At 40.7% G+C, this 24,773-nt stretch carries 20 protein-coding genes; 6 read left to right on the top strand and 14 right to left on the bottom strand.

What is annotated here, in order from left to right; genetic code table 11:
* Nucleotides 1-79 precede the first annotated feature (79 nt).
* Nucleotides 80-3,253 (bottom strand): multidrug efflux RND transporter permease subunit, encoded by a 3,174-nt coding sequence (locus HYD28_09775; protein ID QLE09211.1) that lies wholly within the window; start codon nt 3,251-3,253, stop codon nt 80-82.
* Nucleotides 3,254-3,267: 14 nt separating this feature from the next.
* Nucleotides 3,268-4,473, bottom strand: a complete 1,206-nt coding sequence (locus tag HYD28_09780; GenBank protein QLE09212.1) for an efflux RND transporter periplasmic adaptor subunit — start codon at nt 4,471-4,473, stop codon at nt 3,268-3,270.
* A gap of 437 nt (nt 4,474-4,910) precedes the next feature.
* Between HYD28_09780 and HYD28_09785 the strand changes: the two genes are divergently transcribed.
* The 3 genes from HYD28_09785 to HYD28_09795 are packed head-to-tail and all read left to right on the top strand — an operon-like array spanning nt 4,911 to nt 9,570.
* Nucleotides 4,911-5,471, top strand: coding sequence for an RNA polymerase sigma factor (locus tag HYD28_09785; GenBank protein QLE09213.1), 561 nt, complete (start codon nt 4,911-4,913; stop codon nt 5,469-5,471).
* Nucleotides 5,468-6,538 (top strand): FecR domain-containing protein, encoded by a 1,071-nt coding sequence (locus HYD28_09790; protein QLE09214.1) that lies wholly within the window; start codon nt 5,468-5,470, stop codon nt 6,536-6,538. The genes HYD28_09785 and HYD28_09790 overlap by 4 nt, the downstream gene beginning before the upstream one ends.
* An 8-nt stretch (nt 6,539-6,546) precedes the next feature.
* Nucleotides 6,547-9,570, top strand: coding sequence for a TonB-dependent receptor (locus HYD28_09795; protein ID QLE09215.1), 3,024 nt, complete (start codon nt 6,547-6,549; stop codon nt 9,568-9,570).
* A gap of 59 nt (nt 9,571-9,629) precedes the next feature.
* On the opposite strand, the gene HYD28_09800 is transcribed toward HYD28_09795, so the two are convergent.
* Nucleotides 9,630-10,028 carry a biopolymer transporter ExbD gene (locus HYD28_09800; GenBank protein QLE09216.1) on the bottom strand — a complete coding sequence of 133 codons (399 nt, stop codon included), beginning with the start codon at nt 10,026-10,028 and terminating at the stop codon, nt 9,630-9,632.
* Between the two features lie 289 nt (nt 10,029-10,317).
* On the opposite strand from HYD28_09800, the gene HYD28_09805 reads away from it, so the two are divergent.
* On the top strand, nt 10,318-11,295 hold the full coding sequence (locus HYD28_09805) for a catalase family peroxidase (GenBank protein QLE09217.1): 978 nt from the start codon (nt 10,318-10,320) through the stop codon (nt 11,293-11,295).
* A 154-nt stretch (nt 11,296-11,449) separates the two neighbouring features.
* Here HYD28_09805 and HYD28_09810 read toward each other — a convergent pair whose 3' ends face one another.
* From HYD28_09810 to HYD28_09830, 5 genes are all read right to left on the bottom strand, one after another.
* Entirely contained in the window at nt 11,450-11,968 is a 519-nt protein-coding gene (locus tag HYD28_09810) for a hypothetical protein (protein QLE09218.1), read from the bottom strand.
* A 96-nt stretch (nt 11,969-12,064) separates the two neighbouring features.
* On the bottom strand, nt 12,065-12,907 hold the full coding sequence (locus tag HYD28_09815) for a DUF3626 domain-containing protein (protein ID QLE09219.1): 843 nt from the start codon (nt 12,905-12,907) through the stop codon (nt 12,065-12,067).
* A 144-nt stretch (nt 12,908-13,051) separates the two neighbouring features.
* Nucleotides 13,052-13,477, bottom strand: a complete 426-nt coding sequence (locus HYD28_09820; protein ID QLE09220.1) for an N-acetyltransferase — start codon at nt 13,475-13,477, stop codon at nt 13,052-13,054.
* 130 nt (nt 13,478-13,607) lie between these two features.
* Complete coding sequence (locus HYD28_09825; GenBank protein QLE09221.1) at nt 13,608-13,955, bottom strand: hypothetical protein; 348 nt, start codon at nt 13,953-13,955, stop codon at nt 13,608-13,610.
* A gap of 259 nt (nt 13,956-14,214) precedes the next feature.
* Nucleotides 14,215-14,991, bottom strand: coding sequence for a hypothetical protein (locus HYD28_09830; GenBank protein QLE09222.1), 777 nt, complete (start codon nt 14,989-14,991; stop codon nt 14,215-14,217).
* 891 nt (nt 14,992-15,882) lie between these two features.
* Here HYD28_09830 and ltrA point away from each other — a divergent pair.
* Nucleotides 15,883-17,367, top strand: a complete 1,485-nt coding sequence (gene ltrA / locus HYD28_09835) for a group II intron reverse transcriptase/maturase (protein ID QLE09223.1) — start codon at nt 15,883-15,885, stop codon at nt 17,365-17,367.
* A 315-nt stretch (nt 17,368-17,682) separates the two neighbouring features.
* On the opposite strand, the gene HYD28_09840 is transcribed toward ltrA, so the two are convergent.
* The 6 genes from HYD28_09840 to HYD28_09865 form a co-directional block, all read right to left on the bottom strand.
* Nucleotides 17,683-18,126 carry a PA2169 family four-helix-bundle protein gene (locus HYD28_09840; GenBank protein QLE09224.1) on the bottom strand — a complete coding sequence of 148 codons (444 nt, stop codon included), beginning with the start codon at nt 18,124-18,126 and terminating at the stop codon, nt 17,683-17,685.
* Nucleotides 18,127-18,312: 186 nt separating this feature from the next.
* A complete protein-coding gene (locus tag HYD28_09845) occupies nt 18,313-19,251 on the bottom strand; it encodes a LysR family transcriptional regulator (GenBank protein ID QLE09225.1) in 939 nt (312 codons plus the stop codon).
* Between the two features lie 16 nt (nt 19,252-19,267).
* Nucleotides 19,268-20,992, bottom strand: a complete 1,725-nt coding sequence (gene aceK / locus HYD28_09850) for a bifunctional isocitrate dehydrogenase kinase/phosphatase (GenBank protein ID QLE09226.1) — start codon at nt 20,990-20,992, stop codon at nt 19,268-19,270.
* 259 nt (nt 20,993-21,251) lie between these two features.
* Nucleotides 21,252-21,731: a DUF4124 domain-containing protein gene (locus tag HYD28_09855; protein QLE09227.1), complete on the bottom strand. Its 480-nt coding sequence runs from the start codon at nt 21,729-21,731 to the stop codon at nt 21,252-21,254.
* 75 nt (nt 21,732-21,806) lie between these two features.
* Nucleotides 21,807-23,300, bottom strand: a complete 1,494-nt coding sequence (locus tag HYD28_09860; GenBank protein QLE09228.1) for a DUF3413 domain-containing protein — start codon at nt 23,298-23,300, stop codon at nt 21,807-21,809.
* Between the two features lie 5 nt (nt 23,301-23,305).
* Nucleotides 23,306-23,518: a DUF1414 domain-containing protein gene (locus tag HYD28_09865; protein QLE09229.1), complete on the bottom strand. Its 213-nt coding sequence runs from the start codon at nt 23,516-23,518 to the stop codon at nt 23,306-23,308.
* A 63-nt stretch (nt 23,519-23,581) separates the two neighbouring features.
* Between HYD28_09865 and yejK the strand changes: the two genes are divergently transcribed.
* Nucleotides 23,582-24,598: a nucleoid-associated protein YejK gene (gene yejK / locus HYD28_09870; GenBank protein QLE09230.1), complete on the top strand. Its 1,017-nt coding sequence runs from the start codon at nt 23,582-23,584 to the stop codon at nt 24,596-24,598.
* The last annotated feature ends 175 nt before the right edge of the window (nt 24,599-24,773 follow it).

A 24,773-nucleotide genomic window follows, 5' to 3' on the forward strand; every position in this document is an offset into this window, starting at 1 on the left:
ATACTAGCGTTCGAAGCTGCAAATTGCTAGTAATCAAATAAGCAAAAAAAGGGCAAACTCATTGTTTGCCCTTCATTTTTTACAGATTACCCTCTTGGGTTTTGACATGTTCTTGTTGGTGATGGTGTGCTATTTCATCAGCAAGCTCTTGTCTTGAGCGTTTTTCAGTTAACTTACGTGCCGTTAACCAATAAAAGAACAGAGGTACAAAGAATACAGCTAAGAATGTGGCTGCCATCATACCGCCCATAACACCTGTACCAACACTATGACGGGCACCAGCGCCTGCACCAGAGCTAAGTACTAAAGGTACAACGCCTAAAATGAAAGCAAGTGAAGTCATGATGATTGGTCTAAAACGTAAACGTGCAGCCTCAAGTGCAGCAGTACTAGCGCTCCAGCCTTGTTGATGTTTCATTAAGGCGTATTCAACGATAAGAATCGCGTTTTTACTGGCAAGACCGAGTAGGGTGACAAGGCCAATTTGGAAATACACATCGTTTGTCATGCCAACCACCCAAACGGCTATTAGTGCACCAAAGGTACCAAATGGCAGGGCAAGCATTACAGACAGTGGTAATGACCAACGCTCGTAAAGGGCTGCTAAAATCAAAAACACCATGATCACTGCAAGTCCTAAGGCAATCCCTGTGGTACCCGAACTGCGTTTTTCTTGGAATGCAGAGCCCGTCCATTCGTAGGTCATATTTGGCGGTAAGACAGCTTCTGCAATACGTTCAACTTCAGCGATAGCTTGACCGGAACTGAAACCAGGTGCTGCATTACCCATTAGTTTAACTGCTGGTAAGTTGTTATAACGATTTAAGTTTTCAGGGCCACGGCTATACTCGATAGTGGTAAAGGCTGAAAGCGGCACCATAGTACCTTGGTTGTTTTTAACATAGATACGGCCAATGTCATCAGGTTTCATTCTAAATTCAGCATCTGCAGACATTAGGACTTGCCATGCGCGGCCAAATTTATTGAAGTCGTTGACGTAATAAGTACCTAAGTTACCTGCAAGGGCGGTGAACGCATCATCAATTTCTACACCCATGGCACGCGCTTGTTCTCGGTCAACATCAACACGAAGTTGCGGTGCATCAGGGCGCCAAAGAGTTTGCAGGCCGCTGATGATTGGGCTCTTTTGCGCTTCTGCTGTCATTAACTGCATCGCTTGTTGAAGTTTGTCTGGGTCACTATCACCTTTGTTTTGAATGTAAAATTCAAAACCACCAGTGTTACCTAAACCAAAGATAGCAGGTGGATTAAAGGCAAGTACGAGTGCTTCTTTAATACCCGCCGTTTTCATGAATAGCTCTTGCACAAGTGCTTTGGTATCAACTTCGCGTTCATCCCAATGCTTTTGTGTCACGAATAAAGTCGCAGCACTATTTTTGTAACCACCACCGATAAAATCAAAGCCTGTAAACGCAACGACGTTTTCGTTAGCTGGGTTTGATTGTACTGCTTTTACAACTTGTTGCGTTACTTCCTCGGTACGCTCAAGTGATGAACCGTCAGGTAAAAAGATTGCAGAGATGTAATAACCTTGGTCTTCATCGGGTACAAGCGAGCCTGGGGTGTTTTGCCAAAGGCCAATCGTTGCAGCAATCATACCCGTCATTAAGATTACACCTAAAAGACCGCGGCGCACCATAAAACCAACAGCCCCCACATAACGGCCAGTTATCTTGGTAAACATAGCGTTAAACCATAAGAAGAAGCGGGCTGTTTGCTTGTGTTCTTGTTTTAAAATAAGTACACAAAGAGCAGGCGTCATCGTTAGGGCGACCACGCCCGATAAACTCACAGCAATCGAAATAGTAATAGCGAACTGACGGAATAACTCACCTGTTAAGCCACCTAAAAACGCAATTGGCACAAACACAGAACACAGAACCAGAACGATAGCTACAACAGGGCCACTTACTTCACTCATAGCTTTGACAGCTGCGTCTCTGGCACCGAGTCCTTCTTCATGCATAATACGTTCAACGTTTTCAAGTACCACGATGGCATCATCAACAACAATACCAATCGACAACACCATGCCGAATAAGGTGAGTGAGTTAATTGAATATCCCAGCATATACATGCCGGCAAACGTGCCAAGTAGCGATACTGGCACTGCAAGGGTAGGTATTAGGGTAGCGCGCCAGTTTTGTAAGAATAAATACACCACTAAGAATACCAATACCATGGCTTCAAGTAGTGTTTTTACTACTTCACGAATTGATACTTCAACAAAACGGGTTGTGTCGTACGAAGTTAAATGTGCAAGTCCAGTAGGGAATTGGCTTTTCATTTCTTCGATAACACTATTTACTTCTTCAGCTACATCAAGAGCATTGGCACCCGGTTGCAAGAAGATACCTAATAGTACTGCTTCTTTACCGTTAATTGTCCCTTTGAAGTTATAATCTTTCGAACCTAGCTCAACGCGTGCTACGTCTTTTAAGCGTAAGCTACTGCCATCGGTATTTGAACGAATAATGATATTTTCAAACTGTTCAGGCTCAGACAAACGACCTTGTGCAGTCACACTGTAAACGAGCTCTTGTGGAGATTGAGTAGTTGGTGTCGCACCAATTTTACCTGCAGCATATTGCGAGTTTTGTACTCGGATTGCCCCTGCTATTTCTTCAACAGTAACCCCTAGCTGGCTCATTACATCAGGGCGTAGCCAAATACGCATCGCGTAATCTTTAGCACCAAAAATTTGCACACTGGTGGTGCCCGGAATACGTTTAACACGGTCAAGCACGTTCATGGTGACATAGTTTGAAGTCCATAAACTCGAGCGTGTACCGTCAGGAGAGTAAAAGGCATGCACTTGTAAAAAGCTAGAAGAGCCTTTTTGGACAACCACACCTTGGCGACGAGTTTCTTCAGGTAAACGCGCTTCAACCTGCTTTACACGGTTATTCACGTTTACAGCTGCTTGGTCCACATCAGTACCAATTTCGAAGGTTACTTCGATGGTGGTCGAGCCTGCACTGGTTGAAGTCGATGACATGTACATCATACCTTCAACACCAGTAATGGCATTTTCTATCGGTGTGGCAACCGTTTGCTCAAGTACACTGGCGGATGCACCCGGATAGGCTGCGGTCACTTGTACAACCGGAGGCGCAATTTCAGGATATTGCGCTACAGGTAAACTGCGCATCGCAGCAAGGCCCGCAAGCACAATAACAATAGATATAACAAACGCAAAAATGGGTCTGTCTATAAAGTAACGAGAAAACATAAGACTCCCTGTGCTTATTCTGCGTGGCTTGAGTTAGCGGCTGGCTTGCCAACATTTACTGGCATACCCGGGAAGAAAATACGCGCCATGCCATCAACAATAACTTGGTCGCCTTCTTTTAACCCACTGCGAATTAACCAAAAGTTTTGGTATTGCTCGTTTTCTGGTTTTTTGATCCATTCACCCACAGTGACAGGGGCAGGTAACGCGACATCCATACCTTGCTCGTTTTTACTTACAACATAAACGAACTTACCCGTGCCGTTATCGAGCACTGCACGTTGCGGAACGATGAAAGCGTTTTTACGTACTGCACCACTTAACTCAACGCGAACGAATTGGCCCGGGCGAAGTTGAAAATCAGGGTTAGGAATAATTGCCTGAAACTCACTGGTACCTGTGTTTGGATTAATACGCACATCAGAGAAGTTAACTTCACCGGTTTGTCCGTATAAAGAGCCGTCTTGGAGTTTAATTTGTGTTTTCCAATGGCCTTGCTCAGGTAACGTCAGTGAGCCATTTTTAACATCTTGACGCATTTGCAGTTGTTCACGCTCAGATAAGCCAAAACGAATACGAATAGGGTCAAATTGAGTCATTTGAGTCAGTAGTAAATCTGGGCCAGAAACATAAGTTCCTTCCGAGACAAACTCACGTCCCATTACACCTGCGACAGGGGCTTTCACTTGCGCATATTCAAGATTAAGTTGGGCTTCTTTTAACGCAACCTTTGCAGCGGCTAAATCAGTTTTTGCAATATCATTAGCTGAACTAGCGTTATCGTAATCGCGTTGTGAAACAGATTTTTCGGCACGTAGTTTAGCTAATCGTTTAACGTCACGATCAGCTTGAACAAGCGCTGCTTTTGCACCATCAAGTGCAGCTTGCGCACGATCAACCGCAAGTTGGTAAGGTTCAAGATCAATAGTAAACAGAGATTGGCCTTGTTCGACACGCTGACCTTCTTCAAAGTTACGTGATTCAAGGATTCCGGTAACACGGGCTCGAACTTCAACTTCTTTTGAACCAGACAGCGTTGCTGGCAGCTCAATAGTAAAAGGTGCATCGTGTGTTTCCATAGTCATAGTAGCGACAGCTGCTGGGTGCATTTGACCCTGTTGCTGCTCTGGCGCTTCAGAACAACCTTGCAGTAGCAAGGGTGCAGACACAAGTAACAACGCAGATAATGATAATTTGGCAGGTGCGAAAGGCAGACGCATGTTTACTCCACAGTCCAATTGTTAAGTAGGTATGCATAGAAATAGTCAAACAAACACGAAAGACGAAATTATGCATATTCATTTGTCGTTTAGTTTATACCCAAAAGAGAAAAAGGTACACCCTGTAGTTTACTTTTTATTTAAAACCAAAAGATGACTTAATTTAGCCCGTCACTAAGTCGCTTAATGTATTCAAACTAAAAACCGATTTAGGAGGTGGAAGTTAATAAAAAATATAGCCAAATAGTGAGTCGAGGTGGATGAAGTAGCATGATTTTTGAAGCAGTAGAGCAAGCTTATGACGCTTAAAACAGAAGATTTTAATGAGTTTATAAAATCTTTGTTTACCAAGGGTACAAAAAATTAACAAATGGCTTGTAATTAAAATGAAATCTCGTACCCTAAAGCAATAAAAATATAATAAAGGTGAGTTAAGGATGACAGATCAAACTGGGGTTATCACCGCTTTTACTGAGATATCGAGCAAACTTAGGCGCTTTGTATCACGTATTGTCAGCCCTGATGATGTAGAAGATATTGTGCAAGAGACGTTTATAAAAAGTTATGAAGCTGATCTTAAACAAAATATCGAATATACTCACAGTTACATGCTGAAAACGGCTAAACATTTGGCACTAAATCACATTGCTAAATGGGACAATAAATACAAAGAATCGTTAGATGAACAACAACAGGTTGAGCATCACATGCGTTCAATGGCACTTGAAGATGAAGTGACCTCAAAAGAACGTTTTTTGTTTTTTTGCCGAGTGACTAACGAATTAAGCCCCCAAATTAAAAAATGTTTTATCTTAAAAAAAGTCTATGGCTTAAGCCAAAAGGAAATTGCAGCTAAAATGGAACTCAGCGAAAGTACTGTTGAAAAACATATAGCCAAAGGCTTATTACATGTTCACCGAGCAATGAAATCACACGACGTACAACCCCAGACATTTAACCCAACCACTGAGTTCACTGCAAAAGAGGTGAACAAATGAGTAATGTCCATCCATTTTCATCAAAAGAAATGATTCAAGAGCAGGCGAGTCAATGGATAAGTGCAATTGATCGCGGTTTATCTAAAGACGAAGTGAGACAATTGCACATGTGGGCTCATCAAAGCACAGCTCATCAAGAAGCATTGTTTGAACTTGCGACTTTATGGGATGAAATGAGCGTGCTCAATGAGTTAAGTAGTATGTTCCCTTATAAAGCACCGCAAAAACAACCTGCAGTGTTTGGTATGGCAACTGCTGCGAGCTTTTTAGTAGTGATGCTGCTTGGTTGTATTATGCTTATATATTCAAGCTACTGGCAAAGTGAAGAAAACGACTATGCTAAATTTACCAAAATTTATCGCACTAAAGTCGGCGAGCAAGCTGAATTTGTTCTGCCAGACAGCACTATTGTACAGCTCAATACCAATACTAAACTTGAAGTTGCTTACTCAGGCGATCGTCGTCAGTTGATTCTGAGCCGTGGTGAAGGGCGTTTTAATGTTGCTAAAGATCCTAGTCGTCCGTTTACCGTAATTGCTGGTGATAAATCTTTTACTGCACTTGGCACAGTATTTAATGTTCAGCGAAACTCTGCCTCAGACTTAGAGTTAGTTGTGACTGAGGGCAAAGTGATGATTACTGATCCGAGTACTCAGGTTGATGCCAGTGATTTTAATCGTTTAAAAGATGCTTCAGATAACAGCGCAGATATAAAAGCACTTAAAGCGAATGTGGTTGTATCAGGCGAGAAGGCACTAATAAAACAAAGTAAAACAGCGCCAATTAAGCAATTATCTGTTGATGACGTCCAACGCGACTTGGCATGGCAACAAGAAATGTTAATTTTTAATGGTGAGTCTCTAGACGAAGCTCTGCAAGAGGTGAGTCGTTATACAGCCACGCGTTTTGAGCTAAATGACCCAGAACTTGCCTCTTTGAAAGTAGCTGGGGTGTTTAAAACAGGCGACATTAAAGGTTTGCTTGACTCATTACAGGCCAACTTAGGTGTAGAACATCAACGTTTAGGTGAACATCGTGTTAGCTTAACGATCGCTGCAAAAGGTTAGTTCTGCCTATGAGAATACGCAATTATAATGATGTTAATTATGCGCCACCTTCTCGTCACAAAAAATTAATTAAAAAAAAGTTAAATTTACATAGCGGATTTTTCTTCCTCACTTGTTTGTTTAAATTGCGCAGTAAGCAATTGCGGTTGTTACCTGCCTCTTTTGTTATTTATGGCCTCACTACAGGCCAAGTAGCAATAGCGGCTGAAAAACAAATGCTGCAATTTGACATCAAAGCGCAACGAGCTGATTTGGCGTTAATCGAATTTGCAAAGCAAACAGATCAAACAGTCATTTTTTCTTTCGAACTAGCGAAGCAATATCAAGCGCAATCTGTGTTTGGTTTTTACACCAAACTTGATGCACTCAATGCGATGCTCGAAGGCACTGAGCTCGATGCGGTTGTTGATCATCAAGGCTTGCTGAGTATAAAACTCAAACAAGTAGATAGGATAGATAATAACATGATCAAAGTATCAGGGGTCAGCGCTGCAGTCGTGCCATTACTGCTTGCCGCCAATACGCAAGCGTTAGCAGAAGATCAATCAGCAGAAAAAAACATCGAAAAAATTGCCGTTGTCGGTAGCCGTGTAGCAGGACGCTCGGTTGAAGATTTACCGGTTCCGGTTGATATTTTAAGTGCCGAAGCACTAGAGAATACAGGCCAAACAGAAGTAGGCCGTATGCTTCAGGCTATTGCACCGTCTTTTAACTTTTCAAGCTCGTCTATCAGTGATGGTACTGATGCACTTCGCCCTGCAACATTACGCGGTTTAGGGCCCGATCAAACCTTAGTTCTTATCAATGGCAAGCGCCGCCACCAAGCAAGCCTTATTCACATTAATACCTCTGTGGGTCGTGGTACGGCAGGGACTGACATGAATGCTATCCCTGCGGCTTCTATTAAACGCATTGAAGTATTACGTGATGGTGCTGCTGCGCAATATGGTTCAGATGCCATTGCAGGTGTTATTAATATCGTATTAAAAGACGCTGAAGAGGGCGGTAAAGCGGCCATCAACTACGGTGAGTATTCAGAAGGTGATGGTGAAACAGTAAATGTTGATTTCAATAAAGGTTTTGCACTAGGTGATGATGGGTATTTAAATACCACAATTAACTACCGTGATCGTGCGCCAACAAACCGTGCAGGTCTTCATGGCTCATGTCAATTTTACGGCTGTACTGAACTTGATGACGGGACGCTATTAGCAGGCGACCCGCGTGAGTTAACCGCACCTCGTGATACGTTTAGAATTGGTGATGCAGATTCACAGCAATTTGCTTTAACTATCAACACTGGCTATGAACTTGCTGGTGGTGAGTTATATGGTTTTATCACCTATTCAAATCGTGAAAATGAATCAGCTGCGTTTTTCCGTCACAACGCAAATGCCAATGGTAACCCTGTATTACAAGATGGTGATGCAACCATTCCTATGGGATTCTTACCGAAAATTAATACCGTTATTGATGACGTGTCTTACAATGTTGGCTTTAAAAAGTCGTTCGATAATGATTCAAGCATTGATTTATCGTACACCTATGGCGAAAACAGCATTGATTACACAACAAGTGACACTATCAATGGCTCATACGCTAACTACCTTCGTTATAACCAAGGTTTAAGCGCGGCAGAAATTCGTGCCACTATTCCGCGTTCAGCATATGCATATGGCCTTGAATTATCACTTCAAACACTTAACCTTGATTACACCAAAGACTACGATAATTTCTCATTAGCACTGGGTGCAGAGCTTCGTACTGATGAGTTCCGTATTCTTGAAGGTAGCGAATACGCATACCGTGATTACGACACTGTTTATGGTATGAGCATCTACTCAGGTTTAAATGGTGGGGTAGGTAGTGTTGATGCTGCAAGTGGTACGCAAGGTTTTGGTGGTTCAGATCCGGCATCATCTGTTGATGAGTCACGCGATGTGATCTCATTCTATATGGATGCAGAAACCTATGTTATTGATGATGTGATTATCTCAGGTGCGGTACGTTACGATAACTACAAAGGCTTTGGTGATACCGTAAACTTTAAGTTAGCGGGTAACTGGTCTGTGACTGAAGATGTGTCGTTACGTGGTGCACTAAGCACAGGTTTTAGAGCGCCTTCTATGCAACAGCTTTACTTTAATAACGTAAGTACACAGTTTGTTGTAGGTGATGATGGCAGCTTAGTGGCTGAGCAAGTAGGTACATTCAGAAACGATAGTACCTTAGCGCAATCAATTGGTATTCCTAAGCTAAAAGAAGAGAAGTCACAAAACCGTAGTTTAGGTATTGTGTATAACGTAACTGACAATATCAATTTAACCATTGACTACTACTCGATTGATATCGACGACCGTATCGTTATTTCCAACCGTTTAGGTAAAGGCTTATCAGATACGCTTGATGCTGCACTTGTAAGTTCAGGCGCAGGTGCGGGTCAGTTCTTCTTAAATGGTGCAGACACTGAAACCGAAGGTGTTGATTTAGTTGCCACATGGAACACAGAAGGCCTTGGCGGCACGCTAGATTTCACCTTTGCTGCTAACTTCACTAAAACAGATGTGGTTGATTTATTTACGCCATCAGGCAGTGGTCTTGAGACTATTCCGGTAGAAGATGTATTTTCTGCACAAGAAACGTCAATTATCGAAGAATGGCAACCAGAAGACCGCATTAACTTAAGTGCGCTTTACCGTTTAGAAGATTGGACTGTAAACCTATCTCTAAATCGCTATGGCGAATACACAGTTGAAGATGGTGGTCGTCAAACATACGGTGCTGAAATCTTAACTGATGTAAAAGTTAACTACTTCTTTAACGAAAACCTGTCATTTAACATTGGTGCAAATAACTTATTTGATGTTTACCCAGATAAGAACACTATTGGTAATTCACGTTCGGGTACAATTGTTGATGCAAGTGGCAACACCATTGTTTCAAGTCCGGGTGTCTTCACTTATTCACGTCGTTCTGCACCATTTGGTTTTAACGGTGCGTACTACTACGTAGGTGCAGAGTACAAGTTCTAAACTCCCTTTAGATTCCTTTATTATTTAACTTTGCAAAGGGCCGTTAGGCCCTTTTTTAGTTATAAAGATGTGCTTATCGATATAGGAACATCTTGATATTGTTTTATTTTATCAAGCAAAGTAACCAAGGTTTTGTGGCTACTTTGCTCACTTGCTGTTACTTGTACATTCGTCATTTCAAACTGAGCGGCAAATAACGCAAGGTTAGCTATTATTTGCTCTGGTGTTATAAGTCTATTTGCAAAATAAATACTGTCGTTTTCAGTGATAGTAAATTGCGCTTGTTTTTTGGGATTATCAAGACTTGGTTTTGCTAAAGGGCGATTGACTTCGATAGCGCGCTCTTTAACAAACGAGGTTGTTACGATAAAAAATATTAGCAAGATAAACACAATATCAAGCATAGGGGTCATATCTACATCAGAGTTTTCAGTGGTTTTTTTATGTTGTTTCACCATAATTAGGTCCTTGTTGTTTTTGACCAAGCCACAAAATTTACAATTAAGTGGATTAGCCATAGTCGTGCTAAGAACACGGATTATTTTTAAAATGCTGGGCGCCACAGCAGTTTTTAGGATCCTAAATTTAAAGTTAGCAGCTTTTAAAAATACTGTAGTTAAATAAATATTCTAAGTTTATTAAATGTTTGTAACGTTTATGTAGGTAAAAATCTTTATTAACTTTGATGAAATCATTATGAAGTTAGTCAGGTCATCTGTGTTGGAACTAAGTTTAAAGGATGGATAAATGCTAAAAATTAAGTCTTTAGTTTGTGCTATGTGCCTTGTATTACCAACAGCAAGTTTTGCTGAGCAACCCGTAAACGGGCAAGATTTTATTAATTTATTTGAGAAGCTTTCAGGTAAGCAGCCTGGTATTAGGAAAGGTCACGCCAAAGGTGTGTGCGCTGTCGGCACATTTACACCTAATCAAGCAGCAAAACAGTATTCAATCAGCCCTTTATTTAACGCACCGTCAAAAGCGAATATTCGTTTTTCTATGGGCGGTGGTAACCCTCATGCTGATGAAACATCACGCTCGCCGCGAGGAATGGGGGTGCAGTTTGTACTAGAAAATGGTGATGTGCACAATATTGCAGGGCTAACTACGCCTGTATTTGCAGGTAATAGCCCAGAAGCATTTTTTGGTTTGCTAAGTACCTTATTACCTGACGAGAAAACAGGGAAAATCGATTTTGCGAAAGTGAAAGCATACAGAGAGCAAAACCCGAGTACGTTAGGGCAGTTTAATTGGCTACAAAGCCATAACCCGCCAGCGTCGTATGTGTCTTCGCGGTATTTTGGTGTGCATACCTTTTACATGGTTGATGAAAAGGGCGCTAAGCATGCCTTTAGATGGACTATGGTGCCAGAAGAGCCAGAACAGGTGCTAACAGAAGAGCAAATGAAAACCTTACCAAAATCATTTCTGGCTAAGCGACTTGAAGAGGATTTAGCGAAAGGCAAGGTTCATTATCGTTTTCAAGCTGAACTAGCCGAGCCCGGTGATGCGTTAACGGATCCTTCGGTTCGTTGGCCCGCTGATCGCAAAACAATTAATTTAGGAAAGCTCACCATAGAATCCACAGGTGAATCAGGTTGTGACCTCACTAATTATGACCCAAATCTTTTGTCTAAAGGCTTTATGCCAAGTGATGACAAAGTACTTAAATTACGCTCAACAGCTTATGCGATTTCATTTGCAAAGCGTTTGACGGGTCAATAAGTCTTAAGTGTATGTGTCAGGTTTGATTAAAAGGAATTAATAAACCTGACAGGTGTGTATGAGTCAATAGCAGACTGTCGGGTAAACTCGTTTTTGGACAAAAACACGTTAGAGTATTTATTACGGAGTCCTATTGAGCGCCTTGTTAGCTGATTTATGTAATGTGTTGACGAGCAATCTCCTCGTTTTCCCATGATACAAAGTATGAGTTCCTAGGAATATTCTCGTAGTTCATACTTCCTTGCGATCCGGCTAAAACACCCACTGCTTGAATAGGGTAAGCCATCTGCCATTTGTTACCCAGCTTTACGAACGTAATACCATTGGCATCTTGGTGGATTGCTCGTGTTTTTGATGAGTGTGGCCAAATCCACCAAATATACGGCAGGCTAGTTTTATCCATGGATAACTGAACAAACATCTCATCCACTAACCCACGGAGTGTCACGGACTTTTTATGACTGACAATCTCTTTGGCAAGTTTCATATTGTGCGGATTCAGCCAACTATCAAACACTTCTACGTTAGACATCATTTGAGTTGGCATAGCTGGTCCTGCCACCCCATTAACCCATGGTTCCGCTTTTTTAAATCTTGAACCTTTGCGAAGAACCGCACCTTTATTTGGCAAGTTGTCCTTGGCAAATATTTTCCATGCTTTTTCAGTATCCACTGCAATAGATTTCCATGTTGATTCAGCTAACGCCGCTTGCCTATACTTGAGCGAAGCGAAAACGGCAAGCGTTGCGAATCACTCTTAAATGCTTTGTTATGCTCGTGCTGACTGGTAGCCAAACCGAGCTAAGTAATGCCATACTTTTTTCACTTCTTGCTCATCATAGCCCTGCCTTGCAACCGCTAAACCCAGTATCTTTGCATTTATTCTTCCATTTCGAGCTAACTCTTTAGCTAGTTCAATATACTTCTGGCCTCGATAGTCAGGATAACGACTCATTTCTTCAAGACTAAGCTCGTAACCATTATGCCATTTGACCGGGACACCCAAGTTCGCAGCTTGTTCCTCAATTGGACCAGCACGAAAAATTGGATCAAGAACAAGACATTCGATGTCGTCTTTTACTGATATTTCACCGTGTATATGGGCTTCAATATAGTTGTCTAGCAAGTCTGAGTTTGAAGCTAGTGCTTTATCTACTAAGAGGCCAACTCGATTGAAAACAGCAAAGTCTTCAGGTTCAAAATAGCTGTCGGGATAACAAAACGTGGTTCGATAAGATACATTTGGTTTGAGTTGGAAGTATGATGACCCAAAGCGAGGAGATGCTCCTGTTTCGTAGTTTCTGTAATTTAGAGCACCATATTTTGGTCGAAGACTATTTGATGCATCATCGTATGCCCCATCAAAGACACTTTGCTCCCATAGCCAACGTTCACCGCCAATATAGGCAGTCAAGCCACCATTGCTAGTACCTGTTTCAAATTGAGATTTAAGATAGCCGTCTTCTGCGATTGCTTGGAGTATTGGCTTATTCTCAGCAGTAAAGCGATCAGGATGGAAGTTAATTGTAACAGGACTAGCTATCGAAGAATCAATACCTTGAGACTTGAGTCTGATGTTTTCGATTGCTTGCTCTACTACATTTTTAGCCATGAAATCTCCTATTTTCAACAAAGAGCATAACGCCCGCTTAAGTGGTGAGCAACACTACCACTACACCCAATTATTACACCGTAAACACAAAAGCCAAATCAAACCAAAACCGCCGAGCGTTGTGAATCCGTCTTAAAGCGTTTGTTATGTGCCCGAACGCATTGTGTACTCTAGGTGTCCCGTATGCTCATCCAATTGTTCACTGACAACTCTAAAACCTTGAGACAAATAGAACTGATAACTAGCCTTATTTTCTTTGTATACGGTAAGACTCAATATTGCCCTTTGCGCTTTAGCGTGGCTTAACAATTGCTTACCGATACCTTTACCCTGAAATGCAGGAAGCACGAATATAGCGGCCAAGTTATTTTCATACAGCGCATAAAAACCAACTATGTTCGACTCGATTTCGTAAACGAAAACTTCTGAAGCAGGAATATAAATATTACGCATGCTCTCAACTTGAGATTCCCAGAAGTCAGCCGAGACGAAATTATGAGCTTTAACGGAGGCTTCAAGCCAAATTTCAATAACCAAATCTAAGTCATTTGAATTGTACTTTCTTATCATTTTCGAACTCTAGATTGTCAATTTTATCGGGGCAACATAACGCCGCATTAAGGTGTGAGCGACGCTTGGATATACTTGAGCGAAGCGAAACTGCCAAGCGTTGCGAATAACTCTTAAATGCTTTGTTAGCTTAATTTTCCCACTCTCTATTAAGCTTACCGCCGTCTTCTAAGTATAGATCAATGGCTTTCTCACGCATTCTTAGCAAACGCTTGTCTGTATGCCTTTCTGGAAAGTCGTAAGAATCTAGATAAATCGCATGATACTTAAGTTGATCAACTATTGTATCTTCCCAAGCTTGATTCCAATCAGCTAACTCCAGTATCTGTTCGACAGCAAAGATGAGATTTGATACATAAAACTCATACTGAATGTATTCATCTCGATTGTCACAAAACTCGTAGTATCGAGGTGATGCCTCTGGGTAGCTAGCCAACGAGTACTTAGGGTTATCGAAAGCCAACTTTAAGTACTCCATATATTGACTCTGGGCATGTATCTCGTGAGCCTGAACTTTCGAGTTAGAATATTGCCGATATGCGACAATCAAAGCCCCACATGCTACAACCAACGTTGCAACTCCCGTAAAATCTGAAACAGATAATGACTGTAGCAAATTAAAAACTCCTATGATTTCCAATATTAAGCTAACGCCCTGTTAATGGGCAAAATTTAGTTGGCTAAAATGTTGAGGAACGAAAACAGCCAACTGTATTTTGTCCTTTTTAAACAGCTTGTTATGAGCCATTTTTATACACACCATAATAAGTAACACCTGCTTGCACAAGCCCTACAATAATTAATGCAAAAGTTACCCACTTTGTAGCGCTTGATTGTGCCAAATTATCTCTGTGCTTTTTTTGATCCTCTTCATATTCAGATATAGTTACCAGAGCTTTAGGTGACAATTTGAAGCCGTATTGAACAGAAGTTAACTCCCCACTCTCAGCAAGTGACTTTAGAAGTAAATCGTTGTACGCAAGTTGACGAGATTTGTCAGGGTGAAACACCCACTTTTGTGTATATAAAAGACCTGACAGAGAAACTGAACTTACGGTAAAGTCCCTATTCTCAATTGTTTCTTCAAGAATTAATTTAAGCGTCTCTATCCTTTCAGATCGCACCAACTCTTTACGATTAAATAAAAACTGTTGAACTTTGCCAAGAACAATTTTTAATTTATCCCAAGGTAATATACCTTCAAAAAAATACTGTAAAACTGAAGAGTAACGCAAGTCATATGTACCGTAAAAGTGCGTTATATCTAACTCATAATCAATTAACCAAGTCCAAGGAATCGAAAGTTCGCCATAATCTTTTTTATTAAGCCAATATTTACCAGTAACTCCTTTCGAGTTAATTTCATTACATAAAATAGTCCAAGATTCGTCTTTAGCTCTTATATAGACAACATTGCAATCAACACTGCCAGCCTTATCTCCAGATCTAGGAATTCTATCAGGGGCTGGCTTCTTGAGAAGTGACTTTATTATCCATCTTTTGAAGAAATTCACGAGGCTATCCAAATGGCTCATAACAATTTAATAGTGCGCAAATCGCGCATATTTCTACCACACAACTGCTCACTTTTCTGATTACTACGTTTTTATCAAATTAGCTAACCTTTTGCTAGTTAACAAAATAATTTAAATTGGTAAATTGGTAAATTGGTAAATTGGTAAATTGGTCTTATGACAAGAATGCGCAAATTGCTCATTTTCTTGAATATAGGGGAAAGTTGTAAATTTTGAATATAAAGACTGTATCAAAAGAAAATTTTCAATCTTCTTTTGATACAGAGCTCTAGAGAAGTTACGCTAACTCATTTTGGGGCGTGCGACGTGAAGTCGTATGAAGCGCTGTTCACCGCTTAATGAGTGAACCATCTGTATCACCAGATGATCCTAGGAGCCTGAATAAAGTAGCGGCTCTGACAATGTAACGAAGGTTGGTATGCGCCAATCGGGATCTTAATCGTGAGAGGACGATCCTCCTGATAACCACAAATCGGGTGAGTGCTAGGCAGTCAGTATGATGAACATAAGTGAATCCGCGTAAGGTGCGTTATACGATGAAACAGCGGAAGTGGTTAATACGCTGTAGCCAAAAGGCACGAGAGTCGGAAAGAGATTGCCCCATGCTCTTTCGTGATCACTGAACTCTCCGCACTATAGCGGGCATCTAACCTGACATTGCGCAACATACGGAACACGGTAAGCCTGTATCACTCCCTTTGGGAAAGCTTATATAGCCGATAGTGATGCAGGTAGAGGATGTTGGAGAAAGCAAAGGCTGGATTGTAATGATGCAGATACAGACGTCTGTCTGGCACGAAAGTGAGCTGACTTCCGACTGGTCTTCCGTTGCAAGAGAATTTGAAGAACTTTATTCAAGGAGAAACGCAAATGATGATTTCAAAAGAGATTAGTGCCTCCCCTGACAGTGCTCAATGGCAATCCATAAATTGGAAAACTGTTGAGTCGCACGTTTTAAAGCTTCAGATGCGTATTGCAAAAGCAACAAGAGAAGGTAAACACAGCAAAGCGAAAGCGTTGCAGTGGATACTGACTCACTCGCATTCGGCAAAACTTCTTGCTGTTAAGCGAGTATCACAAAACAAAGGCAGTAAAACGCCCGGAATAGACGGCGTCATCTGGAATACGGATACGCGCCGCATGAAAGCAGTCAATCAATTGAGCAGAAAGGCTTATCAAGCCAAACCGCTCAAGCGTATCTACATCCCTAAGAAAAACGGCAAGCTCAGACCTTTGGGTATCCCGTGCATGGTCGATAGAGCGCTACAAGCGCTTCACCTTCTTGCACTAGAGCCTGTGTCAGAAACACTTGCTGACCCAAATAGCTACGGATTTCGGCGCAATAGAAGCACTGCTGATGCTATTGCTCAGTGTTTTCTCTGTTTGAGTAAAAAGCAATCCGCGCAATGGGTTCTTGAGGGAGATATCAAAGCCTGTTTCGACAAGATTGGGCATCAATGGCTTATGAATAATATAGCTGTAGATAAACGAATGTTGGAACAATGGTTAAAGTCTGGTTTTATGGACAAAGGGCTGTTCTATCGCACTGACGAGGGAACACCACAAGGCGGGATCATATCTCCAACCTTGATGCTGATGACTCTTGCAGGTCTTGAGCAACGCATTAAGTCCACCGCACTTAAAAATGGGGCGAGAGCCAACTTTATAGGATACGCCGATGATTTCGTAGTCACATGCACTTCAAAGGACGTGCTGGAGAACGATATCAAACCGTTGATTGCTGACTTCTTAGCACATAGAGGCTTAACGCTCTCCGAAGAGAAAACGCACATTACCCACATTAGCCGTGGTTTTGACTTCCTAGGCTTTAACCATAGGAAGTACAAAGGAAAACTGCTCATTAAACCGAGCAAATCTAACACGTTAATATTTCTGAGTAACTTGCGCGAACTCATTAAAAAGCACGCAACTACCCCCGTTAACGATCTAATCAAGTTGATAAATCCGAAACTCAGGGGTTGGTCGAATTACTATCGCCATTGCGTTGCCAAACAAGTATTCGGATATGTGAGCCACAAACTATTTCTAGCGTTATGGCATTGGGCTAAAAGGCGTCATCCAACAAAATCAAAAACTTGGATCGCCATGAAGTACTTTATCAACCGTCGAGGCCAATGGCAATTTCACGGTTGGCAGAAGAGCATGAACATGAACATGAACATGGATTGTCAGTTTAATCTATTTCAAATAGCTAAGGTGCCAATAGAGAGACATGTGAAAATCAGGAGTGAAGCTACGCCTTTTGATCCTTTATACCAAGAATACTTGGCAAAGAGAAAAGCAAAGAGGCAATGCCGCAACTCTTGGAATGAGCCTAATCTCGCTGCTTTATAAGTTGCTGGGTACCAATTAGGTGCCTTCGTGAAGGCTTGAGCCGTATGCAGTGAAAGTTGCACGTACGGTTCTTAGGAGGGCGACACTTGGTAACAGGTGTCGTCTATCCGACATTAACGAGTCAAGCTTGATGGTCAGAAATTGGAACTTAGCGGAACTTAGGAAAAGCTCGCACTTCGGATGGTGAATTAAGCTGTTGCTGTCTCTCAATAGATGTTTAAACCTATCAGCTAAACTCTCAGGTGAGATACACACCGCTTATCTATATCTAAACAGATAAAAGCCCAGCTTAACTGGGCTTTGCACTCTCACAATTTAATGCTTTTTCATTTTACTCATTTCAGCATGACAACTTTGAATTGTCAGCAGGGTTTTTGATAATGCGGCTTCACAGTCATGTGGTTGTGGTTTTTTAAGCGCGTGTTTGATTTCAGCTAGTGTTTTATCTTCAACTTCTTCAAGCTCGCTAACGTACGTGGCGTTTTTGTCTGCACCAAGTTTAGTTATTAAAGATGTATAGGCTTTACGTGCTTCTACAGCAAAGTCAGAGCCATTTTCACGCTCGCCATTTTCGTTAATGGCATAAGGTTGTAAGCGCTCAACACTTACTTTACGCGCATCTATCATGCGTTGAAATAAGGCAATAATGCTTGGGTCGGTTACTTTTTCCTGTGCTTTTTCATAAAAATCGATACCGCTATTCATAACTTGAATGATATCTGCAATATGATGAACGTCTTGTCCTTGATGAGTATTCATAATGACCTCTTTTTGAATATTAAAAACAATGTAATTAGATACTTGCAAAGCATATTCCAGTTCATCACTTAAATATAAAGTTATTGTATTTCAGGTGGTTGTAGGTTTTTTACAGGAGGGGGATTGCTGATAAGTTAAGCTAACACGTTGCTTATCAGCAATAATTACAAATTCAGTGGTAAAATCTTACTTAAGCTCGTCGGCTACTTCTGCAACTTTTTGGCGTAACCAAATATGGCTTGCATCGCGGTGTAGCAGCGGGCTCCAAATCATATCTAGCTCAAATGGTGGAATAGGGAATGGCGGCTCTAGAATTGTAAGGCCCGGATCGTCTAAATAAATATTTGCCGCTTTAGATGGTAAAGTTGCTACTAAGTTTTGTTCTTTCGCTAAGTGAATGGCAACGTGGTAGTTACGAGTAAAGGTGGCAATATTTCGATGCTTACCAAAGTGAGCGAGCGCTTCATCTACCCAACCTAGCTTTTGCACATCTTTAGGGTCCATCCCAACACCTACACCAAAGCCTGTTTTACTTACCCAGATATGACGGGCTTTTAAATAGCTGTCGAGGCTGAAGTCTTTGATAATTGGGTTATCTGCTTTTACTAAGCAACAAAAGCTGTCTTTCCAAATTTGTTTATAGTGAAACGATTGCGGTAAGTTTTCGAAACGGTTGATAGCCATATCTACTTTACCGTTTTCAACATCGTGGAAGGTTACATCACTTGGAGTCAAAATATCGAGTGTGGTATCGGGCGCTTCTTCGTGTAATTTACTCAATAAGCGTGGTGCTAGGGTACTTGCTGCATAGTCACTGGCCATGATACGAAAAACACGCTTACTTTGTGATGCTTCAAATTCGCGGTTTGGTGCAAGTGTTTCTTCAAGAGTCATTAAAATGCCGCGGATCACCGGCTGTAATTCTTTTGCACGCTCAGTTGGTACCATACCTTCACTGGTACGCACTAAAATAGGGTCGTTAAATAAATTACGGAGTCTTTTTAGGCCATTACTCATGGCAGGTTGGGTAATGCTCAGCTGATTAGCAGCTTTAGTTACATTACACTCTCTTAGTAAGGTATCTAGGTAAACAAGTAAGTTTAAATCTATTTTACTTATATTCATTGTGTGTCCTTGGTGTTTACCAATAATGGATAAATCGTTGTGCAGCAGGGTATGGATAAATGTGGCTAACTACACCTTGCTTATAATTGTATTGTGCTTGTCGCCAATAGGCTGGATCTTCAAGCTCAGGGTGTGTACTTAATAAATATTGCTTATACACCGGGTTTGCCGTAACAAAGGTACATAATTGCTCTGGAAACACATCTTGTGGTGCCACAGAGTAGCTTTGCTCATTGGTTAAGTAATCATCGTACGACTTTGCTTTTGGTAAGGCGCGAAAGTTCATGTCTGTTAGGTACTGAACTTCATCATAGTCGTAAAAAATAATGCGATTATGTTTACTCACCCCAAAGTTTTTCAACAGCATGTCGCCTGGGAAAATATTTACGGCGATCATTTCTTTTAAAGCTTGACCATATTCTTCTATTGCTTCAAACGCTTGTTGTTCACTGGCATTTTCAAGATACAGGTTTAACGGTGTCATCCGTCTTTCAATATACAAATGCTTGATGATTAACCATTCGCCTTCAATTATCATCGAAGAACCAATGGTTTTATGTAACTCTTCAAGTAATTTACTATCAAATCGAGCCAGTGGAAATACGACGTTCGAATACTCTATGGTGTCGGCCATGCGGCCAACACGGTCATGGCTTTTTACTAATTGGTAGCGTTTTAGTACGGTATCGCGGCCAAAGGGCTTGCTTTCACCAAAGGTGTCTTTAATGACTTTAAATACATAACCAAACGAAGGCAGGGTAAATACCATCATCACCATTCCGGGTGTACCAGGGGCAATAACGAGCTGATCGTTTGAATGCTCTAAATGACTTAAAAACTCTCGGTAAAACTCAGTCTTACCTTGTTTATGAAAACCTATTGCATTGTAAAGCTCTGCCAGAGTTTTGTTCGGCATAAGCTGATTTAAAAAGCGTACTAACGCAGATGGCGCATGGGTTTCAACCATAAAATAAGCACGCGCAAAACCAAAAATAACCCTCATTTGCGATGATTTGGTAAGTAGGGCATCGAGGTATAGACCTTTGTCTTCATGATGCAACACCGCAATAATAAATGGCTGTACGCCACTTTCTGATACCACACGGCCAACAATATAAGCAGCTTTGTTTCGGTAAAACGGGGCTTGCAGTATATCAAAGCGCATTTGCCATGCTTGGTGATGTGTGTCGGGTGCTTGCTTATAAAAGGCCTTTACCAGCAAGCGGATATCGCGTTCTAAATCGACAAAGGGCGCTTTAAAATCAAACTGATTAATAATTTTGCGTATCGTGGGTCTTAGGCCATCAACAACAGGGTGGTAACTTCGGTACTCTACTTCCATCGGTAATGCTGGAGCATCCGCTAAAGTTGCTTTAACAAAGATAAAGTCATTATTAAAATAACGGCGATGAAATAAGCGGCAAAACACCGAGTTGTAAAAGGTTTCGGCGAGTTCTGCTTGAGGGTGGAAGCGCAAAAATTGTTGATAGAGTTGTTTAGTTTCAAGCCAGCAGGTTTGGTTTAAGGTAATAATTTGCTGTTCATTAAGCGATTTGAGCTTAGCAATGGTTTCGTTAACCCGATCATCGTAATGGCTAATTCTGAGTTTGCTTATCTCATTTATTTTTTGCCAATCGCGGTTTGCAAACGCGAGTGGCGCTTTGGCAGTGATCGCTTGAAAGAGTTTATAGTGATTGCGAAACCCAGATAAAATTAACTCTGCAATGTGTTGTGGCTGCATATAAACTCCTTCTAACAATCATACTAACCCGCAATAATACTTAATCATTTTGAAGGATTAAAGTTGTCGCTAACTGCGTTAAAAATCTCTAATTTAGAACAACTAAATAACGACATTTTTGCCTTGTTATCAACAAGGTTTTATTGCATCAAAATAGTTCACTTAATTAAGCGTGTTGGTCTTATACCAACATAGAGCAATAACTCTATAGGTGTTAAGAATATGTTATTTATTCTTTAAACCCAATAGTAAAGTGTATTTAATTATAGCGAGCTAGTTTTTTCTCAAGTTTTGCGAGTTTTTTATTAACACTTTTCACGTCACGCCCATATTGCTTGTTAATTGCTTTCAGTTGCTTTTTGATGTCTTTACTAATCTGCTTAGCTTCTTTATCAGACAAAATACGATTTAGGCGTTGTTCTTGTTGATACTGAGCTCTATCTCGGTTGCGGCTTAAAATATCTAAACGGTACTTATAACTGCGAATTTCAGCCTCAATATTCCTGATAATTTGCAGGCGTTCGAGCTCATTAAGCTCTTTAACAAAGTTTTTCGGAGCTTGTAAGTCTGGGTCGGTTACTTGGATCTTATGTTTTATTGCGCGGCTACCGCAGGGAAATTCACTAAATATTGTGCCTCTGTCTGTAACACATTTATAGTATTCAGTGGTGGCAGCCATTGAGTTGTATGAAAAACACAGTAGGGCTATTGATATAAGGTAAATGATTATGGCTTTCATGACATCCGTGTCTCCTAATCAAATAAGGTGTCTAATATCTAAAGCTAGTTCATATTATTGATTTATCAATAAGTTCTAAGGCGTATATCGCTTCAGTTTTTTAATACTTTGCACTAAGAATGGAATATCTAATCCTTGTTCAATTGCAAAGCCTTGTGCTGCTGAAATATTTTTAAAATTACCATCAGAATCAATCAGGGTGATTCGGTCTTTTTTAAATGCGATAAATACATTTTGCGAGTAGTTTACGCCAGTGTCATCATGACGTTTATATAGGTTACTACCTAACATGGTTTGTTTAGCTAATGTTTTGCAGCCAAGGTAGTGACCAACGCTGGTGGCGATAATATCGCTTGGTTGAATAAGCCCATCGGTTTGTACAACTTTTTTATCTGAGCTGTATAGACGTGAGGCTGTGACAATGCCATTGCTTTCTTTAGCAAGGCTAAAAGCAAATACGGCATTGGCAGATTCGCGAGTTTGTGTTGCAGCATCTGCACGTACTAAACGTACCGCAGGGTTTTGATCGTCGTTATTAATAAATTCGAATTGTTCAAAACCATTAATTTGAATTGAGCGATTATCAGTAAGCCACACAGGTAGTTGCTGCTTGTCTAGAATAGGTGCTTTGTAAAATGCTGGTAGGCCATACACTAAACTAAATAAAGTATCTTCGGCTTCAACAGGCTGTAAGAACAAATCGGTTTTACGCAGTGCCGGCTCAGTGGCAACATATTTCTCAAGTTCAGTATTGTTTTCAAATACTAAAATATCGATAGTAGCACTCGAATCAGCCTTACACTCGGCAAGTGGGGCCGGTGCTAAGTAATTAATATTATGTGGGTCTAGCCTAACATCGTGAGCTTCTTTATAGCTTTCGATATCAAGTAAATCATTTTTTGCTAATAAGCTTTTTGCTGTTGTTGGGTATGACAATGGCAATACATTATCTTGCTTAGTAATATCAAATTTTAAGTTAGCGTCAGCCCAAATATGAATACTGTGGCTTAATGCAAAGCACACTAAGATAGTGCTGGTTGCATAGCGCGGGAATTTATATTGCTTTAAACGCGCCAAATGGTGCCAAGTATAGTTACTGACTAATAATTGAAACGCTAAAATTAGCAGAACAATACCGCCTGCAAGAATCGTTGTTAATGCGGGTGAGCTTGTTAAACGGTGCCACAATAAAGAAACTATCTCTGGTAGGGCAGAAGTATTGAGGTGATAACCCAAGTTGAAATACACATAGGCATCAAGCGTTAAGAATGATGCCCCAAGTGTTGCGATAATTGCTGCCATCCCTCTAATATGCCGAGGGTATGGAAACACTAAGCTTAATGGAAATATCGTTAAAACAAAGGCAATAAAAGTAATAAAGCTCGTGTGACTTAACCAAGTCACGAGCATGTAAACATAGCCTATAAAAGTGGTTGGTGCACTGTCTGCGACTAAGTAGCTTAAGCTAATAAATAGCACTAAACCTATGTTAGCAAAAGTGAACCAATGGCCCCAACTTAAAAGCTGACTTACTTTTGAAGAAAACTGACTTTGTTGCGATAAATTCATAAATCTTATTTAACCGACTGTGCTAATGCTTTGGCAAAGTTGTCGGCAACAGCTTGTCTTTTCTCTGATGGTACATGCTCTTTTAAAATATGCGTGATAGAATTTCCTAAACACATAAGGCTTAAATCAACAGGCGCTTTGTGCTCTGTTAGTACATCAATCAGCTGATCAACGATTTGTTCTACTTGCTCATTAGAATATTTTGATATGATAGGCATCAGTTGGTTCGATAAAAAGAGTTATATTCCCGTATTTTAACACCAGAGGCGTGAAAAACAAAGATGACAATAGATGTTAAAAAATTAGTCGTTCATTATGTAGACAAAAAAGATGACGATACAGATATTCATTTACGCAATGATGAGATGGTTGTTAACGATAAAGTAGCCGTTTTTATTGAGCAGCTACACCATGCATATAATGGTAAGCCAGGTAAAGGCTACTGTGCATTCAGCGGCGAGAAAAACAGCATTGTTGCTTCAGCAATGCAAAGTTACCGTAACAATGAACTAGGCTTTTGGCACATGACAGAGCAAGCAACGAATGTGCTTAAAGAAGAGTTAAATAAGTATGCTTTTAACGAAACGGGTTATTTAGTTTTTTGCCATTATCAATATGTGGCAAGTGACTTCTTGTTAATTGCGATGATCAATATTAAAGAGCATTATTCAATTACTTCTGAGCTTGATCTAGCATCATCACGCCACTTAGACATTTCGCGTATGCAACTAGCTGCACGTGTAGATTTAACTGCGTGGGATACACAACCAGAGGATAACCGCTATGTGTCGTTTATTAAAGGGCGTGCGGGTCGTAAAGTTGCTGACTTCTTTTTAGACTTTTTAGGCTGCGAAGAAGGCATTGATCCTAAACAGCAAAGCCAAGTCATGTTAAATGCTGTAGAAGATTACTTATCTGAGCAACAATACGAAAAGTCAGAGAAAGACGAGCTACGCAAGCAAGTATTTGATTACTGTAATGATTGCGTGACAACAGGTGAAGATGCCAACGTTAAAGAACTTTCTGCAACCTTATCGAAAAATGAAGACAGTCCATTTGATAGCTTTTGCCAAGAGCAAAGTTACGACTTAGAAGAGTCTTTCCCTGTTGATAAGAAAACAGTCACTAGTATGGTGAAGTTCTCAGGCATGGGCGGTGGTGTCAGCGTGAGCTTTGAACGTAAACACTTAGGTGAGCGTGTAATGTACAACGAGGCTACGGATACACTTGTGATCAAAGGTATTCCACCTAACCTTAAAGACCAGCTACAGCGTTTTATGGAGCAGGAAGAGAGTTAATTTGACTCAACTTTAATATGAAGATAGATAACACTTTTTAGCCCAGCACTAGCTGGGCTTTTTATTTATGAACAAAAACATTAGATAAGTTAGGTTTGATTTTCAATAACTTTGTTATTGATATATAGCTTAATTTTAATACACTAAAGGTACAAACTTCCCTATGGCTATGGAG

It is taken from the genome of Pseudoalteromonas shioyasakiensis (genome assembly GCA_013391845.1).
GTDB classification, from domain to species: domain Bacteria; phylum Pseudomonadota; class Gammaproteobacteria; order Enterobacterales; family Alteromonadaceae; genus Pseudoalteromonas; species Pseudoalteromonas apostichopi.